At 64.3% G+C, this 17,992-nt stretch carries 19 protein-coding genes; 6 read left to right on the forward strand and 13 right to left on the reverse strand.

The genetic code is table 11. From position 1 onward, the window contains the following. The first annotated feature begins 93 nt into the window (after positions 1-93). From PKKP23_RS21360 to PKKP23_RS21375, 4 genes are all read left to right on the forward strand, one after another. A complete protein-coding gene (locus PKKP23_RS21360) occupies positions 94-651 on the forward strand; it encodes an iron transporter (RefSeq protein ID WP_017776218.1) in 558 nt (185 codons plus the stop codon). A gap of 89 nt (positions 652-740) precedes the next feature. Continuing rightward, positions 741-1,073, forward strand: coding sequence for a cupredoxin domain-containing protein (locus PKKP23_RS21365; protein WP_042299795.1), 333 nt, complete (start codon positions 741-743; stop codon positions 1,071-1,073). A gap of 41 nt (positions 1,074-1,114) precedes the next feature. Further along, on the forward strand, positions 1,115-1,957 hold the full coding sequence (locus tag PKKP23_RS21370) for an FTR1 family iron permease (protein ID WP_017776220.1): 843 nt from the start codon (positions 1,115-1,117) through the stop codon (positions 1,955-1,957). After that, positions 1,954-3,375 (forward strand): 4Fe-4S binding protein, encoded by a 1,422-nt coding sequence (locus PKKP23_RS21375; protein WP_126878333.1) that lies wholly within the window; start codon positions 1,954-1,956, stop codon positions 3,373-3,375. Before PKKP23_RS21370 ends, PKKP23_RS21375 begins: the two co-directional genes overlap by 4 nt. 403 nt (positions 3,376-3,778) lie before the next feature. Here PKKP23_RS21375 and hemP read toward each other — a convergent pair whose 3' ends face one another. The 4 genes from hemP to PKKP23_RS21395 form a co-directional block, all read right to left on the reverse strand. After that, entirely contained in the window at positions 3,779-4,039 is a 261-nt protein-coding gene (hemP, locus tag PKKP23_RS21380; RefSeq protein ID WP_026121743.1) for a hemin uptake protein HemP, read from the reverse strand. A 146-nt stretch (positions 4,040-4,185) separates the two neighbouring features. Next, the gene (locus tag PKKP23_RS21385; protein WP_017776223.1) at positions 4,186-4,668 is read right to left on the reverse strand and encodes an SRPBCC family protein; all 483 of its coding nucleotides are present in this window, start codon (positions 4,666-4,668) and stop codon (positions 4,186-4,188) included. 104 nt (positions 4,669-4,772) lie between these two features. Continuing rightward, positions 4,773-5,171, reverse strand: a complete 399-nt coding sequence (locus tag PKKP23_RS21390) for an OsmC family protein (RefSeq protein WP_017776224.1) — start codon at positions 5,169-5,171, stop codon at positions 4,773-4,775. Between the two features lie 98 nt (positions 5,172-5,269). Then, positions 5,270-6,142, reverse strand: coding sequence for a pirin family protein (locus tag PKKP23_RS21395; protein WP_126878334.1), 873 nt, complete (start codon positions 6,140-6,142; stop codon positions 5,270-5,272). Between the two features lie 125 nt (positions 6,143-6,267). On the opposite strand from PKKP23_RS21395, the gene PKKP23_RS21400 reads away from it, so the two are divergent. Next, complete coding sequence (locus PKKP23_RS21400) at positions 6,268-7,308, forward strand: LysR family transcriptional regulator (protein WP_126878335.1); 1,041 nt, start codon at positions 6,268-6,270, stop codon at positions 7,306-7,308. Between the two features lie 419 nt (positions 7,309-7,727). On the opposite strand, the gene PKKP23_RS21405 is transcribed toward PKKP23_RS21400, so the two are convergent. The 9 genes from PKKP23_RS21405 to PKKP23_RS21445 all read right to left on the reverse strand — a co-directional run bounded on the left by PKKP23_RS21405 (position 7,728) and on the right by PKKP23_RS21445 (position 15,544). Then, positions 7,728-8,147, reverse strand: coding sequence for an ExbD/TolR family protein (locus PKKP23_RS21405; protein ID WP_017776227.1), 420 nt, complete (start codon positions 8,145-8,147; stop codon positions 7,728-7,730). Between the two features lie 18 nt (positions 8,148-8,165). After that, entirely contained in the window at positions 8,166-8,885 is a 720-nt protein-coding gene (locus tag PKKP23_RS21410) for a MotA/TolQ/ExbB proton channel family protein (protein WP_126878336.1), read from the reverse strand. A 43-nt stretch (positions 8,886-8,928) separates the two neighbouring features. Then, on the reverse strand, positions 8,929-9,660 hold the full coding sequence (locus PKKP23_RS21415) for an energy transducer TonB (RefSeq protein WP_126878337.1): 732 nt from the start codon (positions 9,658-9,660) through the stop codon (positions 8,929-8,931). 358 nt (positions 9,661-10,018) lie between these two features. Continuing rightward, positions 10,019-10,270: a (2Fe-2S)-binding protein gene (locus tag PKKP23_RS21420; RefSeq protein WP_017776231.1), complete on the reverse strand. Its 252-nt coding sequence runs from the start codon at positions 10,268-10,270 to the stop codon at positions 10,019-10,021. 296 nt (positions 10,271-10,566) lie between these two features. Further along, a complete protein-coding gene (murI, locus tag PKKP23_RS21425; protein ID WP_126878338.1) occupies positions 10,567-11,451 on the reverse strand; it encodes a glutamate racemase in 885 nt (294 codons plus the stop codon). A 15-nt stretch (positions 11,452-11,466) separates the two neighbouring features. Then, entirely contained in the window at positions 11,467-11,946 is a 480-nt protein-coding gene (bfr, locus tag PKKP23_RS21430; protein ID WP_017776233.1) for a bacterioferritin, read from the reverse strand. 223 nt (positions 11,947-12,169) lie between these two features. Beyond that, positions 12,170-13,693: a fumarate hydratase gene (locus tag PKKP23_RS21435; protein ID WP_042299783.1), complete on the reverse strand. Its 1,524-nt coding sequence runs from the start codon at positions 13,691-13,693 to the stop codon at positions 12,170-12,172. Positions 13,694-13,769: 76 nt separating this feature from the next. Next, on the reverse strand, positions 13,770-14,378 hold the full coding sequence (locus PKKP23_RS21440; RefSeq protein ID WP_126878339.1) for a TIGR00645 family protein: 609 nt from the start codon (positions 14,376-14,378) through the stop codon (positions 13,770-13,772). Between the two features lie 266 nt (positions 14,379-14,644). Next, positions 14,645-15,544 (reverse strand): DMT family transporter, encoded by a 900-nt coding sequence (locus tag PKKP23_RS21445; RefSeq protein ID WP_126878340.1) that lies wholly within the window; start codon positions 15,542-15,544, stop codon positions 14,645-14,647. Between the two features lie 384 nt (positions 15,545-15,928). Between PKKP23_RS21445 and acs the strand changes: the two genes are divergently transcribed. Next, complete coding sequence (acs, locus tag PKKP23_RS21450) at positions 15,929-17,911, forward strand: acetate--CoA ligase (RefSeq protein ID WP_026121746.1); 1,983 nt, start codon at positions 15,929-15,931, stop codon at positions 17,909-17,911. Positions 17,912-17,992 lie beyond the last annotated feature (81 nt).

Raw genomic sequence — 17,992 nt, forward strand, 5'->3', positions numbered from 1 at the left:
TTGTTCGCATTAGCGTTCTTGCATTAATGTGTTTTGTCTCAGCCTCGTAGATGCAGCCTCATGAAGGCAGCTTCATAAAAACAAGGAGTTTCGATGCAGGTCTCATTTTTCGTGCGCGGCGGTGTCGCCGTTGCGGCAGCGGCTGCGCTTGCAACGGCCGTCACGGCCCAAGCGGCCGAATACCCGATCGGCAAGCAGCAGATCCAGGGCGGTATGGAAATCGGCGCGGTCTATCTGCAACCAATCACGATGGAACCCGAAGGCATGATGCGCAAGGCGTCGGATTCGGACGTCCATCTGGAAGCCGATATCCATGCCGTGAAGAACAACCCGACGGGTTTTGCCGAAGGCGACTGGATGCCGTACCTGCAGGTGCGCTACGAGCTCACGAAACCCGGCTCGGCCTACGCGCAGAAGGGCGACCTGATGCCGATGGTGGCGAGCGACGGTCCGCACTATGGCGACAACGTCAAGCTGGCGGGCCCGGGCAAGTACCACCTGACGATCTACGTCGAACCGCCGATGCAGTCCGGCCACATGGCGTTCGGCCGCCACGTCGACAAGGAAACGGGTGTCGGCCCGTGGTTCAAGCCTTTCACGCTCCAGTACGACTTCACGTACGCGGGCATCGGGAAGAAGGGCGGTTACTGATTGGATGGCAGCATCCGGGCGAGTTCGCTTAACCGCGGCCTCGCCCGGCAAGAGTCGTTCGCGCGTCACGCTTTGCTCAGGAAAAGTCGATGGGAATCAACAGAAAGATCGTTTGGGTCGCGCTGGCGGCGATGATGGCGGGCACTGCCTATGCGGAAGATCTGCCCACCTTCAAGCTGGAAATGGCGGACGGCAAGCTGAACCCCGCGCGCATCGAGGTGCCGGCGGGCAAGCGCATCAAGATCGAGGTGCGTAACACGGGCAAGGGCGCCGCCGAGTTCGAGAGCGTGCAACTGCGCAAGGAAAAGGTGCTGGCTCCCGGCGCCGATTCGTTCGTCGTGATCGCGCCGCTGTCGCCCGGCGAATACAAGTTTTTCGACGACTTTCATCAGCAGGCGCAGGGCGTGATCGTCGCGAAGTAATCGCGCGGTTGCAGCGAAGCAAAGCAGCAGGAGAATTTTCGATGGGTCAGATTCTGTTCGTCGTGTGGCGGGAGAGCGTCGAGGCGCTGCTCGTCGTGGGCATTCTCTATGCGTGGCTGAAAAACGGCGACGAAGACGCGCAGCGCGGCATCCCGTATCTGTGGACGGGCGTCGGTCTGGGCGTGCTAGCGGCCGTGGCGCTCGGCGCGGCGCTCGTGGGCTTCACGGAGGTGCTCTCCGGCGACGCGCAGGACTATTTCCAGACCGCGATGGTGCTCATTGCGTGCGTGCTGATCGTGCAGATGGTGCTCTGGATGAAAAAGCACGGCCGCACGCTCAAGCGCGACATGGAACAGTCGCTGGCACTGAGCGCGCGCGACTCGAACTGGTGGGGCGTCGCGGCGCTCGTGGCGCTCGCCATTGCACGCGAGGGTAGCGAGACCGTGATCTTCCTGTATGGCATTGGCTTCGGGCAGTCGGGTCACGTGGACGCGAGCCAGATTCTCGCGGTCGTGATTGGACTTGGGCTGGCGTTCCTCACGTTCTATCTGCTGCAACTGGGCGGCAAGGTGTTCTCGTGGCGCCACTTCTTCCGTGTCACCGAAATCATGCTGCTGTTCCTCGGTGCGGGTCTGTTCCAGACCGGCGTCGACAAGTTGATCGACAAGGAACTGCTGCCCACGCTCGTGGACCAGGTCTGGAACACCTCGGCGTTGCTCGATGATTCGAGCACCTTCGGTTCGCTCGTCGCCACGCTGACCGGTTATCGCGCGCATCCCGCATTGATGAACCTGATCGCTTATGCCGTCTACTGGGGCGTGGTGTGGCTGCTCGTGCGCCGCGCGAGCCGTCAACCGCTCCAGACAGCGGGACGGCCGGCATGAGCTGCGTTCCTGCCGGCACGACGCGCAGCGCTCGCGGCGGTCGGCTTGCTGCCGTCGGTCATTGGATGCAGCTCCACGGCGCGTTGATTCGCGGCATCCAGTGGGTCGTGGTGGCGGTCTACGCGTTCCTGATTCTCGTGCCGGCCTTCACGCCGCTACCCGACGACACGGCGCATCTGTGGAACAACCTCACGCTCGCGGCGCAATTCGTGTTCTGGGGCATCTGGTGGCCGTTCGTGCTGCTCTCGATGGTGCTGCTCGGCCGCGTGTGGTGCGGCGTGCTGTGTCCCGAAGGCGCGCTCTCCGAATTCGCGAGCCGCTTCGGCCGCGGCCGCGCCATTCCGCACTGGATGCGCTGGGGCGGCTGGCCGTTCGTCGCCTTCGGGCTCACTACCATCTACGGGCAGATGGTGAGCGTCTATCAGTATCCGAAAGCCGTGCTGCTCGTGCTGGGCGGATCGACGGTGGGCGCCATGGTGATCGGCGTGCTCTACGGACGCGAGAAGCGGGTGTGGTGCAAGTACCTGTGTCCGGTCAATGGTGTGTTCTCGCTGCTCGCGCGGCTGGCACCGTTTCACTACAAGGTCGACGAAGACGCGTGGCGACGCTCGTACAAGGCCGGCGAGCATGGGCACCGCGTGATTCCCGTGAATTGCGCGCCGCTTGTGCCGCTGCGCAACATGAAGGGGGCCGCCGCGTGTCACATGTGCGGTCGCTGCAGCGGGCACCGCGATGCGATCGAATTGACGTGGCGTTCGCCGTCGAACGAAATCGTGCAGCTTGGCGACCGGCAGGCGAGTGCATGGGACACGGCGCTCGTACTGTACGGTCTGCTTGGCATTGCGATTGGCGCGTTTCACTGGACGGCATCGACGTGGTTCGTCGATCTCAAGCAGTTCTTTGCGACGTGGCTGGTCGATCGCGACATCACATGGCCGCTCGAAACCAACGCGCCGTGGTTCCTGTTCACGCATTACCCCGAGCAGAACGATGTGTTCTCGTGGCTCGACGGCACGATGGTGATCGGCTATATCCTCGCGACGGGGTTGGTCTACGGCACGGCGCTGCTCGCGTTGCTGTCGGCGGGGACGCGCATGCTCGGTCGTTTCCAGGCCACACGTCTTCATCACCTGGTGCAGGCGTTGATTCCGCTCGCGGGCGCGGGCGTGTTCCTCGGCCTCTCGGCAACGACGCTTTCGCTGCTGCGCGCCGAGCACGTACCGCTCTGGTGGGCGTCGGATCTGCGCATCGCGATTCTTGCCGTCTCCAACGCCTGGAGCGCGTGGCTGGCCTGGCTCGTGACGCGCCGCTACAGCGCAAACCTCTTGCAGCGTGGCGCTGCCATGCTGTGGTTCATCGCGGCGCTCGCCGTCGTCGACAGCGCGTGGTGGCTGATGTTCTGGGGCTGGGCGCGGTGATGGAGCGGAGCGCGTAGGGCGCTAGAGACGCTGTCCGCGCTCAGGGCAACTCGCTGGCATTGCCAGGATTGCATCGCTCGGCTTCGAACCCTTTCGACGGACCGTGGGCGCGCGAACAACGTGGCGCTGAAGAAGTTCAGAAAGAGCCGCAGGAAGGTACGTACCTCCTGCGGCTTTTTGCCGATTGAATGGTTGTTGCCATGTCCAACCGTCGAGCGCCTTGATGGCTCGACGGCGACGCAGAGGGAACCAAAAAAGCGGCCTGGCTGGCTGCGACGGTTGATGTGTGTTTGCGCGAAGGGGTCTGGTATCCGTGCAAAACCGTCGTGACTGGCTAATGCCTAACACCTCTCGAGGAGGTGGTCCCCACAATACCCTGTGCTATTCCGTGACTATTTGGTGACTATTTCGTGAGAATCAGCTTGCCGAGACGCGTGGCGCGCAGCTGGTACGTCTCGCCGTTGTGCGTGATGCTGACGTGGCTGCGTCCCTGCAATAGCGTTTCGCTGCTCACGACGCGGTCGCTTGCGGCCGCCCGGCCTTTCGTTTCTGCGGGGCCATTTGCCGCCGTCGTGATGGCCTTCTGACGGTCCCCGGCGAGCGTGCTCGCCGTGATGGTGGGACGGCGCGGGCCGCTGGTGGAAGAGCGCGTCATGTCATTCATTGCGTCACCGCGTGTTGATTTGTTGAGTTGATTCTAAATGATAATGGTTCGCATTTCCTAGTCTAATGAATTGATTGAAACCGAATGTCGATAGGCATGGTTCATCGTGATGGGCGCCCGCATGACGCCCCGCCCAGTCCGCTCGTTTAGTGCACCGAATCCGGTTCGCCGCCGCCCAGCATGTACTGGCGGATCAGCCGTACCGTATCGATGTCCGATTCCCGATACGCCGACTTCACGATCTCCTCCGTCTGCCGCGAATCCGCGTCGAGCGCGGCGGGGAGGGTGGTGCGGTACTCGAAGCGCAGGAACAGTTGCAGCTCGTCGGGCTGCTCGATGGTCATGGTGAGCGAGCCGCCCACGTGCGCTTCCGTTGCGAGGATGTCGTAACGGACGCTCTCGTTGGGCACGAGCGTGACACGGTCGCGCACCGTGGCGTGCCCGTAGTGCAGTTCGCGTTCCAGCGTGCTTTCGGTGCGCGACAGGATGGTGCAGCTGTCCAGTCCGAGCACGAACAGTTGCGGTTGTTCGGCACGCAGCACCAGACCGTCCCATAACTGTTCGCGCGTCATCGTATCGACGAACGGGTTCAGCGGGTCGTTTACCTGGATCAGATGTTCGAAGTTCAAAACTGCGGTTTCCTCTAAAGACACGCGGCGTAAAGCGGATTCATGCGACCTCGTGCAGCCTTACGCGGCTTTACGCGGCTTTACGCGCGGCGCTAAAAAAGGCCTCAAGCCGCGGCGAGTCCCGTGCGGATCGCGATCGGCCGGCTGAGCACCTTGTGCACCGGACAGGCATTGGCGATCTGCAACAGCCGTTCCCGCTGCTCGTCGGACAGATTGCCTTCAAGGACGATCTGCCGGTCGATGGTCGAGCCACTGTCGCCGGTTTCGAGCGAGAGCTTTACACGCACGTTTTCGAGCGGCCAGCCCTTGCGTTCGGCGTACATCTTCAACGTGATCGACGTGCAGGCACCGAGGCTCGATAGCAGCAGCGCGAAAGGCGCGGGGCCGCGGTCGCCGCCGCCCGCCGATGCGGGTTCATCGGCGAGCCACGTGTGCGTGCCGTCGTCGAAGAAAACCTGAAAGGGCTCCGGGCCGGTGTGGGCGGTGACTACAGTGTCTGCCATGCGCGTTTTCCTGAAAACGGTAACGGGGCGCGCCGCGGGCGCGGCGAGCCCCTATTGTGACGGAAAGTGCTGCGGCTTGCGGCGCTCGCGCACGGCGCTCAGTGTGCGATCTGCCCCATGCGGCCGGCCTGGTAGTCGAATACTGCCTGGCGGATTTCATCTTCGGTGTTCATCACGAAGGGACCGTAGCGCACCACCGGCTCGTTGAGCGGCACGCCGCCGATCAGCAGCACATCGAGCGGTTCGTCGCCTGCGGCGAGCGTCACCGCGTCGCCGTCGTTGCCGAAGATCACCATCTGCTGCGCGCCGATTTCCTGACCGTCGGCGCCGTAGCGCCCCATTCCCGACAGCGCGTAGGCGAACACGCGATACTCGCGCGGCACCGGCTGCTCGATGCGCGCGCCTGGCTGCAGCGTGTAGTGCTGGTACAGGATCGGCGTGCGCGTTTCGATGGCCGCCTTCACGCCGAGCGCCTCGCCCGCAATCACCCGCACGCGCACTTTGCCGTCCGCGGAGGTCGCCACGGGAATGCGCGCCGACGGAATCTCCTGGTAGCGCGGCGCGATCATCTTGTCTGTGCGCGGCAGGTTCACCCAAAGCTGCAGCCCGTGCACGCGCCCGCCGCGGCGCGTGAATTCCTCACCCGGCATCTCGCTGTGCACGACGCCCGCGCCTGCGGTCATCCATTGCACGTCGCCGGGCCGTAGCGTGCCCGAATGCCCGGCCGAATCCTTGTGGCCGAATTCGCCTTCGAGCATGTAGGTCACGGTTTCGAAGCCACGATGCGGATGGTCCGGCGCGCCACGGGCTTCGCCCGGCGCGTAGTCGACCGGTCCCATTTCGTCGAGCAGCAGGAACGGGTCGAAGTCCATCAACATGCGTGTGGGAAACGGGCGGTGGACGATGAAGCCGCCGCCCTCGGTCGTGCGAACAGCGGGATGCGTGCGTTCGATCGTGCGTGTCGTGGTCATCGATATGTCACCTCAAAAAAGGGGGAATAGCGTTATTTCTGAAACACCCGGCTATTATAGGAACGGTCTTTACGGCCTTCAGCCGCCCTGCGCGCAATGGATTGTCCTGCTCATGGAACAATGAGATGAAGATCGATTCCCATAACCTGAATGACCTGATGTACTTCTCGCAGGTCGTGGAGCACGGCGGCTTTTCCGCGGCGGAACGCGTGCTCGGCATTTCGAAGTCGCGGCTCTCGCGCCGGCTTTCCGAACTGGAGGCGTCGCTCGGCGTGCGCCTCTTGCAGCGCTCTACGCGCAAGCTCGCGTTGACCGAGGCCGGGCAATTGTTCTACGGACACTGCCAGGCCATGCTGAGCGAGGCGCAGGCGGCCGTGAACGTGGTGCAGTCGCTGCGTGCCTCGCCGCGCGGGACGGTGCGGGTGAGCGTGCCGGTCACGCTTTCGCAGACCATTCTGTCGCGCGCCATTCCGGACTTCATGATTCGTTATCCGGAAGTGCGCGTGGTGATGCGCGTGACCAATCGCGTGGTCGATCTCTTCGAAGACTCGGTCGACGTCGCGTTGCGCGTGCGCTCGGACCCTCCTGAGAACGCCAACATCGTCGTGCGGCCGCTGTGGCGAACCGAGCAGATGCTGGTGGGCGCGCCGAGTCTCTTGAGCCAGAACGCGCCGCCGCTCACGCCTGCGGATCTCTCGCGTTTCGACACGCTCGACACGCCGACCACCGATGGCCGTCACATGTTCCAGCTCATCGCACCGGACGGCACGCGCCACACTCACGAGCACGAACCGCGCCTCATCACGGCGGATCTGTCGACCATCCGCGAAGCGGCGCTCTCGGGTCTTGGCATCGCTGCGTTGCCGGAGATGATGTACGGCGCGGCGCTGCGAACAGGCAAGCTTTCGCCGGTGATGCCGGGCTGGACCCTGCCGACGCCGCAGCTCTACGCTGTCTTCCTCTCGCGCCAGGGGATGGTGCCTGCGGTACGCGCGTTCGTCGATTACCTCGTCGAAGTGCTCGGCACGAGCGATGCCCACGGCGAGTGTCCTCTGCACGAGGACGTGATGGCTGCGGCCGCGGCGAACGCGGCGGCCAGTCGGGACAGTGCGCGTGCGGCGGCGGGTGAACATGCAAGCGCGAAGCCTAAGACCGAGGTGGCATAACGCCACAGCTGCACGCTGCATGCGCAGCCGTCAATGTCGCGAGGCCACGCGCAGCAGGCCTTTTCGCCGGCGCTCATTTCTTTTGTCATTTAAGCGTCGCCGGCAATCACTTCTTTCAATTGCTCGATGCTTGAATGCGCGCGGCACGAGGCCTATATTGAGGGTGCCTTTCGCCAAGCCTGTTGCTTGAGCGGGAGTTGATGGCAGCTATCATAGCGAGCCTTCTAGGGCAGAGCACAACCGTGGCAATCACGGCACGTTGCATGCGTTCGCGCCAGCCACGTCAATGGCTGACGAGTCCGCCGCCCGAATGCGCCGCGTGCGCACGAAAAAAGGCCTTCATCTGACGATGAGGGCCTTTTACTTTCTGTGGGCTCGTTACGTGTTGAGCAGATGTATCGCTTCGATTCAGTGTGCGTTTAGCGCGCGTTCGGATCCGTCACGAAACCGATCTTCGTCAACCCGCCCGCCTGCGCGGCGGACATCACCTGCGCCACTTTCTCGTAGGGCACCTTGCGGTCGGCGTTCAGATGCAGTTCGGGCTGCGGCTGCTGTTGGGCCGCGGCCGCGATCTTCGCGCGTAACGTGTCGAGATCCACCGGCGTCTTGTCCCACACGATCGTGCCGTCGGCCTGCACCGACACACTCACTTGCGCAGGCTTCGTCTCTTCTTTCTGGCTGCTCGCATGCGGCAGGTCGATCTTCACGGCGTGACGGATCACGGGAATGGTGACCATGAAGACGATCAGGAGAACCAACATGACGTCGACGAGCGGCGTCATGTTGATCTCGTTCATCAGGCCGTCGTCATCGTCGGCGGCGAAGGGGCTCATTGCCATGGGATGCCTCGCCTCTCGTTACTGACCGCGTGCGGCGAGCCGCAGATTGTTCTTCGACGACGACAGCTGCGTGCCCGTCACGAAGAACGCATGCAGACCGTGCGCGAAACGCTTCAGCTTGCTCACGACCGCCTTGTTGGCGCGCGTGAGCGCGTTGTAGCCGAGCACCGCCGGAATCGCGACGAAGAGGCCGAACGCGGTCATGATGAGCGCTTCGCCCACGGGGCCGGCCACCTGGTCGATGGACGTCTGTCCCGTCGCGCCGATGGTGAGCAGCGCGTGATAGATGCCCCACACCGTGCCGAACAGACCCACGAACGGCGCCGTGCTGCCCACGGAGGCGAGCACCGCAAGCCCGCTTTGCATGCGCGAGATGGATTCGTCCATCGTGTCGTTGAGGCACCGGGTGATCCAGTCCGATACGTCCATGCGATCGTGCAGATGCGGCTGCGTCTGATGATGATGCTCCGAGGCTTCCTGGCCCGCGAGCGCCAGCGCGAGGAACGGATTGTCGGCGCGTGTGCCGCTGCCGAGCTTGCGCACGCCGTCGGCGAAATCGCCGGAATGCCAGAACGCCTGTTCGGCGTGCTTCGTGAGTCGCTTCAGACGCATCACGTTCCAGCCCTTCAGCGCGATCACGCTCCACGACAGCACCGACATCACGGTGAGCGCGATGGCAATACCACGCGTCACGAAATCCCCTTGCGCCCAGACGTGGGCGATACCGTAGTTCTGCATTTCGATCCTCTTGTTTTGCGTGCCGGTGTCGGCAAAAGCGGCTTCAGTCGTGGAGGCTGAAGTCGAAAGGCTGGGTGTAGGCGGCACGCACCGGTTCGCCGTTTTCCAGGTACGGCTTGCAGGTGCTGTCGCGCATGGCGTCGAGCGCGGCGTCGTCGAGCCGGCTGTAGCCGCTGCTTTTCTTCAGCTCGACGTTCTCGATCGAGCCCGTGAGGCCTACTACGAAGCGCACGTAGGCGATGCCTGTCTCGCCGCGGCGCTTCGAGAGGGCGGGGTAGTCGGGCTGGGCAATGCGGCAATCCAGATGCGAGACGTTGCGAGGCGCGTTCAGGGCCATGGCCGGCCTGGCCGGCGCCGACGGTGCGGCGGCGGGGCTTGAGGGCGCCGCAGGCGTGGTCGCAGGAGCCGGCGTGGCGTCCTGAGCCGAAGGCGCCGCTGTTTGCGGCAACGGCGTCGGTGCAGGCTTGGGCACCACCTTCTGCTGAGGCTTGGGCGGCGTTTTGGTTTTTTCGCGTACGACGGGCGGCGCAGGCCTCGGCTCCGGCGTCGACTGGATCGCGGCCGGGGCCGCCGCCGCTTCGGGCCGCAGCAACTCGGCAGTAATGGTGTGCGACTCGAGCGCGAGCGGCTGGGCGTTCTCGTTGCGCACGCGCAGCGCGACGGCCAGCAGCGCGGCATGGATGGCGGCCACAGCCGCGACCGCAACGACAACGCGGGGCTTCATGCGAAAGGAGGGAGCCGGGTTCATGCCGGCATGGAGACTGAAAACCTGCATGTTAGCGTGGTCGCGTGGCCGGGCGCTCGACGAAAAGGCGGCTTTTCGCAAAGTGCGGCGTCATTTGTGGAAGATCAGCAGAGAAATGCACAGCGTCATGACGAAACCCATCAGCAATTCCATCCCGGACTCCTCGTCGAGAATGAGCGTCAGCTGGCTGGTTTCGGAACTGGCTTGCTGTCGGTGGTGAAGAGAAGCGCGAAGCGGTGCGTACGGTGGGTACGTCACGCGCCTGGGAGCGGCGCTTCAGTGAAACGTGTACCTCAGCGCTCGTGGCGCAACGCGATGCTCACGTTGAATCCGCGGGGCCGGCTGTCCCGGCGCGCGCTGCATTGCCGGGTGGGGCGCCGAAGCCGTGTCATGCAGCTTTGCGTCCGTAGAACGTAACTGCGGCCGTGACGGGCTGCGCGGCCGGACGACCGTGTGCTACGCCGCACTGGCTCGCGCAGACACCGCTCTCGGCCATGATCTGGCGGACGGTTTCCTCGCACTTGCCGCAGCACGTCGCCACGCCAAGCTCGAACTGGAGCTCCTCGAACGTGTCGACGCCTTCCGCAATGGATGCGCGAATCTTCCGGTCGGAAACAGACTTGCAGACGCAGACGATCATGGCTTGAGTGATAGCTAACGTTAATGCGAATTATTATCATTATGTTAGATGCATTTGGCAAGCCCCGGCCCTCTCCCCAGAAGGGATTTTTGTAACAAAACCAGTCACATGCGAGTGGATGGGGCGAGAGTGGGGCGACAGCGGCCTGCTGAGTGAGGCTGCTGAGGCGCCTGTGGGCGTGTCGGTCGAAGGGGTTGCGGGGGCCTTCTGGCCCCTCGGTGGCCCAGCGGCGGCGTGCCTTGCGGGCCGCGGGCGCTGTGAGCGGGTCGGTTGTGTCCGCCGGGAAGCGGAAGCTCTCAGGCCGCTTGCGGCGCCGTCGCGGTTCGTCGCGACGGAATATCGACGCTTTCCACCGGTGCGTCGATTTGTAGCAGCGTGAGTGCCAACTGACGCAGATGGGCCCCGTCGCCCGTCGAGCAGAACCGCGGCGGCAATGGTGCGGCGGCGGATTCGGTCAGCAAATCGTGCTGGGCGAGCACGCGTTCAAGCTGGCGCGCAATGGCCACGCTCGTGTCGATGAGCGTCATGCGTTCGCCCACGATGTCGCGGATGGTGGCATCGAGAAACGGATAGTGCGTACAGCCCAGCACGAGCGTGTCCGCGCCGGCCTCGAGCATCGGCGCGAGGTAGCCCTCGAGCCGCGCCCGCATCTCGGGCGAGCCGACGTCGCAGCGTTCGATGGCTTCCACGAGCCCGTGCCCGGGCTGGCACAGAAAGCGGCAGTCGGCGCCGTGGCGCTCGAGCAGTGCCTGAAAGCGTGCGCTTGCCAGCGTGACCTGGGTCGCGAGCACACCTACCACGCGCGACTTCGACTGCTGCACGGCAGGCTTGATACCGGGTTCCACGCCGACGAGCGGCACGGAAAGCTTCTCGCGCACCAGTGCGATCGACTCCGCCGTCGCCGTGTTGCAGGCCACCACGAGCGCCTTCGCGCCTTGCGCCACGAGCCACGAGCAGATGGCGAGCGTGCGGTCGGCGATGAAGTCGGCGTCGCGTGCGCCGTAAGGGGCGTAGCGGGAGTCAGCGGCGTAGATGATCGATTCGCCGGGCAGCATCGCGCGCACCGCGCGCAAGACGGAGAGGCCGCCCAGCCCCGAATCGAAGATGCCGACCGGTGCCTGGCGAAGCAGGGACGGGCCGGACGTGACGGCGGGCGCGAGCGCGCCCAGGTTCGGGCTCATATCGGATTCGGCGGATCAGGACTCGGCGGAACCCATGGCGGACTGCTGGTAGTTCTGAATGCCGACCTTGTCGATGAGATCGAGCTGGGTTTCGAGCCAGTCGATGTGTTCTTCGGTGTCGTCGAGAATCTTCACGAAGATTTCGCGCGAGACGAAATCGCGCACCGACTCGCAATACGCGATGGCTTCCTTGCAGGTGGCCTGCGAGCCCTGTTCGAGCTTCAGGTCGCACTCGAGGATTTCCTTCGTTTCCTCGCCCACGAGCAGCTTGTGCAGGTCTTGCAGGTTCGGCAGCCCGTCGAGCATGAAGATACGTTCGATCAGCCAGTCGGCGTGCTTCATCTCGCCGATCGACTCGTCGTACTCGTGCTTGCCGAGTTTCTCGAGGCCCCAATGCTTGTACATCCGTGCATGCAGGAAATACTGATTGATCGCGGTGAGCTCGTTCTTCAACTGCGCATTCAGATATTCGAGGACTTTCTTGTCGCCTTGCATGGTGATGTTCCTTGTGTCTTTTAGGGGCTTCGGCAAGATTTCAGCCGGGGTTTCGACCGAGGTTCTCAACGATAAACGCTGGAACCGCAAAAGCCAAGGCCGGCGGCCTTACTGGCCATTCCCGAACGCACCAGGGCCAGCCGCTACGGCTAGCCCTGGTGCGTTGCAGGCGCTCTTGCGGGCGCCGCGTTCAGACACGTTCAGACCGGGTTCAAACCAGGATTCAGGCCGTGGCGACCGGAATCTTGCCGATCTTCGCCTGCCATTCCTTCGGACCCGTCTGGTGTACCGACGTGCCGGTCGAATCGACGGCCACGGTCACGGGCATGTCCTGCACGTCGAACTCGTAGATCGCTTCCATGCCGAGGTCTTCGAACGCGAGTACCTTCGCGCCGCGGATCGCCTTCGACACGAGGTACGCCGCGCCGCCCACGGCCATCAGGTAAGCGGCCTTGTGCTTACGAATTGCCTCGATGGCCACCGGGCCGCGCTCGGCCTTGCCGATCATCGAGATGAGGCCCGTTTGCGCGAGCATCATTTCCGTGAACTTGTCCATGCGCGTCGCCGTGGTGGGGCCGGCCGGGCCGACCACTTCGTCGCGTACCGGATCGACCGGACCGACGTAATAGATCACGCGGTTCGTGAAGTCCACGGGCAGCTTCTCGCCCTTCGCAAGCATGTCGGCGATGCGCTTGTGCGCGGCGTCGCGGCCCGTGAGCATCTTGCCCGAGAGCAGCAGCGTCTGGCCCGGCTTCCAGCCCGCGACTTCCTCGGGCGTGAGCGTGTTGAGGTCCACGCGCTTGCTCGTTTCCGTGTTCGGCTGCCACTGGACCTTCGGCCAGGCGTCGAGCGAGGGCGGTTCGAGTTTCGCGACGCCGGAGCCGTCGAGCGTGAAGTGCGCGTGACGCGTAGCCGCGCAGTTCGGGATGATGGCGATCGGCTTGGACGCGGCGTGCGTCGGCGCAGCCATGATCTTCACGTCGAGCACGGTAGCGAGGCCGCCCAGGCCCTGAGCGCCGATGCCGAGCGCGTTGACCTTCTCGTGCAGTTCCACGCGCAGTTCCTCGATCCAGTCCTGCGGGCCGCGGGCAATGATCTCCTGAATGTCGATCGGGTCCATCAGCGATTCCTTGGCCATCAGCATCGCCTTCTCTGCGGTGCCGCCGATGCCGATGCCGAGCATGCCCGGCGGGCACCAGCCCGCGCCCATCGTGGGCACGGTCTTGAGCACCCAGTCGACGATCGAATCCGACGGGTTGAGCATGGCGAACTTCGACTTGTTTTCCGAGCCGCCGCCCTTGGCCGCCACCTGCACGTCGACCTTGTCGCCCGGCACGATCTCGTAGTGGATCACGGCGGGCGTGTTGTCCTTCGTGTTCTTGCGGGCGCCCTCGGGCGGATTCACGATCGAGGCGCGCAGCACGTTGTCGGGATGCGTGTAACCGCGGCGCACGCCTTCGTTGATCATGTCGGTGACGCTCATGGTGGCGCCGTCCCACCGCACGTCCATGCCGACCTTCACGAACACCGTCACGATGCCCGTGTCCTGGCAGATCGGGCGGTGGCCTTCGGCGCACATGCGGCTGTTGGTGAGGATCTGCGCAATGGCGTCCTTCGCCGCGGGGCTCTGTTCGAGCTCATAGGCGCGGCCGAGCGCCTGGATGTAGTCGAGCGGATGGTAGTAGCTGATGTACTGCAGAGAATCCGCAATGCTCTGGATCAGGTCTTCCTGTTTGATGACGGTCATGACTAGGCTCAGTGGGGACGGGGACAACGTTGTGCCGGCAGGGCACGGCGTTGTTCGCCGTGCCCTGCCGGCGAATTCAGTGTTGTGTATCGATGGCGGCGGGGGCCGCAGCAGCGGGCTGACGCGCCGCGAGTTCGTGAAAGTGCTCGGGATGCGTGCTCGTGGTCAACCGGTCGATCCACGCCATCACGAGCGCCGACACGAGGAACGCGCCGTGGATGATGACCTGCCACATCACCGTATGCGTGGAGTGCTTGTCGGGATCGATGAACGTCTTGAGCAGATGGATCGACGAGATGCTGATGAGCGCCATGGCGAGCTTCACCTTGAGCACGCCGGCGTTCACGTGGTCGAGCCATTCGGGCTCGTCGGGATGCCCTTCCACGCCGAGCCGCGACACGAAGGTCTCATAGCCGCCGATGATCACCATGACGAGCAGGTTCGAGATCATCACCACGTCGATCAGGCCGAGCACGATCAGCATGATGCTGGTCTCGTCGAGCGACATGGAGGCCGTCACCAGATGCCAGACCTCTTTGAGGAAGAGGACCACGTACACGCCTTGCGCGACGATGAGGCCGAGATAGAGCGGCACCTGCAGCCAGCGGCTCATGAAAATCAGCCTGGGGAGCGGACGCATGGGCCGGCGGGCGCCGGTTCGCGGGTCGGGACGTGCAGCGGACATAGACAGTGACGGTATAGGCAGGTGGCGCTGGCGGGTCGGCAACGGGCCGGTTAATGGGCCCGTTAATGGGCCGGTCAGCGGACCGTTGCGCCGCAATTCGCGGTACGGGCCGGCGGCGCACATGAAGGGCGCTGCGCGGCGGGCGCGTTATTGTACAGCGTGGCGGACATCGACCGCCGCGGCGCGGGCGACGCGCGCCGTGTTTGCGCGTCATGTCTCGCTGTCGTCGATGCGGCCGCTCAGGTGCCGCGGTCATTCACGACCATTCAAGAGGTCACAGGCGGCACCCGCCTGCTCTTGAGGCTCGCGAGCGCGATGCCCGCCACCACGCAGGCAAGCGCTACACCGTGCGCGAGCGTGGGGCGCTCGCCGAGAAACACGATGCCGTAGGCCGCCGCGGCCACCGGCAATACCGCGCTGAACACGCCGGCCAGACTGCCCGGCACATGCCGGATTCCCTTCATCCACAGCCAGAACGAAAAGATGCTGGCTGACAGCGCGTACCAGAGCGCGAGCGCCCAGATGCCGGCCGGCACGGAGGCGAAATGGAACTGTGCGAGCGGCGCGATGCCGAAGGGCAGCATGAGCAACAGACCGAAGAAATGCGTGTAGGCGCAGATGTCGATGGGCGCGAGGGTCTGGGTAAGGCGCCGCGACAGGATCACGTAAAGCGACTCGCAGCACACGGCGCCGAGCACCATCAGGTTGCCGGCCACGGAAGATGCCGCCTCGCCGCTGGCTGCGTCACTGGCGTGGGCAAGGTTGATGACCACGACGCCCACCACGGCGAGCGCAATGGAAGCGAGTGCGCGGCCGTCGGGCCGCTCGCGCAGGAAGAGCCACGAAAACAGCGCGACGACGGCTGGAATGGTGCTCGTGATCACGCCGGCCGCGACCGCGCTCGTGCGATGCACGCCGTTGAGCATGAGCAGCGTAAACCCGAATGTACCGAACAGCGCCTGAAGGAACAGATTGAACCATTCGCCCCGTTTCACCTGTTTCATCTTCGACAGGCGCAAGAGCGGCCACAGCACGGCCATGGCGATCACGAAACGCAGGAGCGCAAAGAAGGGGACGGGAACAAAGGCGACGATCGATTTGCCGATGCCGACGTTGCTGCCCACGAGCAGCATGGCGGCGATGAGAAACAGCGCGTATCGGTTCAAGCTTCAATCCGGTGGGCAGGTCAGTTAGCATTGTAAGAGCCTGCTTACGAGGGCGCATAGCGCGATCTCGCGCTTACCGAAGCGAGGGCGTTCGGCGCGCCGCGGCTCACGCGTAAGTGCTCGGTAAGTTACCGCGCTTATCGTTGCAGGCGGACGGGGCGGTGGCCGCCGCGGTTCTGCCATGGTGCAGCGCCGCATGCGGTGCCGCATGTAGTACCGTTTCGCGGCGCATCGGCCGGTCTGCTTACAGCGGGATCACGGACGCCATGCGCGAGGGTTGGAGACAGATACGGACGGTCCGCCATGAGCGGCGCCGCCAAAGATACGGTGCGCAGCATGCGTACCACAACGGTTTCACGTTTCATCTTCACCAAGGGGTAGTCGATGTCTGCGATTGAATCGGTTCTTCAGGAACGCCGTGTGTTTCCGCCGCCCGCCGCCATGACGGCGAGCGCATCCGTGCCCGGCATGGATGCCTACCTCGCACTCGTAGCGGAGGCGGAGCGCGATTACGAAGGTTTCTGGGCGCGTCTTGCACGCGAGACGCTCACGTGGAAGAAGCCTTTCACGAAGGTACTCGACGAGTCGAATGCGCCGTTCTACACGTGGTTCGAGGACGGCGAACTCAACGCGTCGTACAACAGCCTCGACCGCCACGTCGAAGCGGGCAACGGCGAGCGCGTCGCCGTGATCTTCGAGGCTGACGACGGCACGGTCACTCCGGTCACCTATAGCGATCTGCTTGGGCGCGTGTGCCGCTTCGCCAATGCGCTCAAGAAGCGCGGCATCAAGAAGGGCGACCGTGTGGTGATCTACATGCCGATGTCGATCGAAGGCATCGTCGCCATGCAGGCCTGCGCGCGCATCGGCGCCACGCACTCGGTCGTGTTCGGCGGGTTCTCGTCGAAGTCGCTCAACGAGCGACTCGTCGACGTGGGCGCCACCGCGCTCGTGACTTCCGACGAGCAGATGCGCGGGGGCAAGGCCCTGCCGCTCAAGAACATTGCCGACGAAGCGCTCGCCATGGGCGGCTGCGAGGCCGTGAAGAGCGTGATCGTCTATCGCCGCACCGGCGGCAAGGTGGCCTGGGACGAAGGCCGCGATCTCTGGATGCACGAGGTCGTCGCCAACGAGTCCGACACCTGCGCGCCCGAATGGGTAGGCGCCGAGCATCCGCTCTTCATCCTCTATACGTCGGGCTCCACGGGCAAGCCGAAGGGCGTGCAGCACAGCACGGGCGGCTTCCTGCTGTGGGCGGCCCAGACCATGAAGTGGACCTTCGACTGGAAGCCCAACGACATCTTCTGGTGCACGGCCGACATCGGCTGGATCACGGGCCACAGCTACATCACGTACGGCCCGCTCGCCATGGGCGGCACGCAGGTCGTGTTCGAAGGCGTGCCGACCTACCCGAACGCCGGCCGCTTCTGGGACATGATCGCCAGGCACAAGGTGAACGTGTTCTACACGGCGCCTACGGCGATCCGCTCGCTCATCAAGGCCGCGGAAGCGGATGCGAAGGTGCATCCGAAGAGCTACGACCTGTCGAGCCTGCGCATTCTCGGCACCGTGGGCGAGCCGATCAATCCGGAAGCCTGGGTCTGGTACCACGAGAACGTGGGCGGCGCGCGCTGCCCGATCGTGGACACGTGGTGGCAAACCGAGACGGGCGGCCACATGATCACGCCGCTGCCGGGCGCAACGCCGCTCGTGCCGGGCTCGTGCACGCTGCCGCTGCCGGGCATCACGGCCGCGATCGTCGACGAAACGGGCCAGGACGTACCGAACGGGCAGGGCGGCATCCTCGTGGTCAAGCGGCCGTGGCCTTCCATGATCCGCACCATCTGGGGCGACCCGGAGCGCTTCAAGAAGAGCTATTACCCCGAGGAACTGGGCGGCAAGCTCTATCTCGCAGGCGACGGCAGCGTGCGCGACAAGGAGACCGGCTACTTCACGATCATGGGCCGCATCGACGACGTGCTGAACGTTTCCGGCCACCGCCTCGGCACCATGGAGATCGAGTCCGCGCTCGTCGCGAACCCGCTCGTGGCGGAAGCAGCTGTGGTGGGCCGTCCCGACGACACGACCGGCGAGGCCGTGGTCGCGTTCGTGGTGTTGAAGCGCGCACGTCCTGAGGGCGAGGAAGCCGTGAAGCTTGCCAACGAACTGCGCGCCTGGGTCGGCAAGGAGATCGGGCCGATCGCCAAGCCTAAGGACATCCGCTTCGGCGAGAACCTGCCCAAGACGCGCTCGGGCAAGATCATGCGACGCCTGCTGCGCTCCCTCGCAAAGGGCGAAGCGATTACGCAGGACGTGTCGACGCTCGAGAACCCGGCGATTCTCGAACAGCTGGGCGAGTCGGCGTGAAGTAACGATCTGAGGCACCAGCCTGATCCACCGGCCTGACGCAAAGAGCAGGCCAAAAAAACGCGCTGCGCGGACAATCCC

This window comes from Paraburkholderia kururiensis JCM 10599 = LMG 19447 (assembly GCF_003986935.1).
GTDB lineage: Bacteria > Pseudomonadota > Gammaproteobacteria > Burkholderiales > Burkholderiaceae > Paraburkholderia > Paraburkholderia kururiensis.

Bases quoted from the DNA above. Each gene is read 5' to 3' on its own strand.
- PKKP23_RS21440 (WP_126878339.1), bottom strand. From the start codon at position 14,378: ATGTCCGCTGCACGTCCCGACCCGCGAACCGGCGCCCGCCGGCCCATG.
- PKKP23_RS21375 (WP_126878333.1), top strand. From the start codon at position 1,954: ATGAGCTGCGTTCCTGCCGGCACGACGCGCAGCGCTCGCGGCGGTCGG.
- acs (WP_026121746.1), top strand. From the start codon at position 15,929: ATGTCTGCGATTGAATCGGTTCTTCAGGAACGCCGTGTGTTTCCGCCG.
- murI (WP_126878338.1), bottom strand. From the start codon at position 11,451: ATGAGCCCGAACCTGGGCGCGCTCGCGCCCGCCGTCACGTCCGGCCCG.
- PKKP23_RS21360 (WP_017776218.1), top strand. From the start codon at position 94: ATGCAGGTCTCATTTTTCGTGCGCGGCGGTGTCGCCGTTGCGGCAGCG.
- PKKP23_RS21395 (WP_126878334.1), bottom strand. From the start codon at position 6,142: ATGACCACGACACGCACGATCGAACGCACGCATCCCGCTGTTCGCACG.
- hemP (WP_026121743.1), bottom strand. From the start codon at position 4,039: ATGAATGACATGACGCGCTCTTCCACCAGCGGCCCGCGCCGTCCCACC.
- PKKP23_RS21370 (WP_017776220.1), top strand. From the start codon at position 1,115: ATGGGTCAGATTCTGTTCGTCGTGTGGCGGGAGAGCGTCGAGGCGCTG.
- PKKP23_RS21365 (WP_042299795.1), top strand. From the start codon at position 741: ATGGGAATCAACAGAAAGATCGTTTGGGTCGCGCTGGCGGCGATGATG.
- PKKP23_RS21415 (WP_126878337.1), bottom strand. From the start codon at position 9,660: ATGCAGGTTTTCAGTCTCCATGCCGGCATGAACCCGGCTCCCTCCTTT.
- PKKP23_RS21410 (WP_126878336.1), bottom strand. From the start codon at position 8,885: ATGCAGAACTACGGTATCGCCCACGTCTGGGCGCAAGGGGATTTCGTG.
- PKKP23_RS21420 (WP_017776231.1), bottom strand. From the start codon at position 10,270: ATGATCGTCTGCGTCTGCAAGTCTGTTTCCGACCGGAAGATTCGCGCA.
- PKKP23_RS21400 (WP_126878335.1), top strand. From the start codon at position 6,268: ATGAAGATCGATTCCCATAACCTGAATGACCTGATGTACTTCTCGCAG.
- PKKP23_RS21390 (WP_017776224.1), bottom strand. From the start codon at position 5,171: ATGGCAGACACTGTAGTCACCGCCCACACCGGCCCGGAGCCCTTTCAG.
- bfr (WP_017776233.1), bottom strand. From the start codon at position 11,946: ATGCAAGGCGACAAGAAAGTCCTCGAATATCTGAATGCGCAGTTGAAG.
- PKKP23_RS21435 (WP_042299783.1), bottom strand. From the start codon at position 13,693: ATGACCGTCATCAAACAGGAAGACCTGATCCAGAGCATTGCGGATTCT.
- PKKP23_RS21405 (WP_017776227.1), bottom strand. From the start codon at position 8,147: ATGGCAATGAGCCCCTTCGCCGCCGACGATGACGACGGCCTGATGAAC.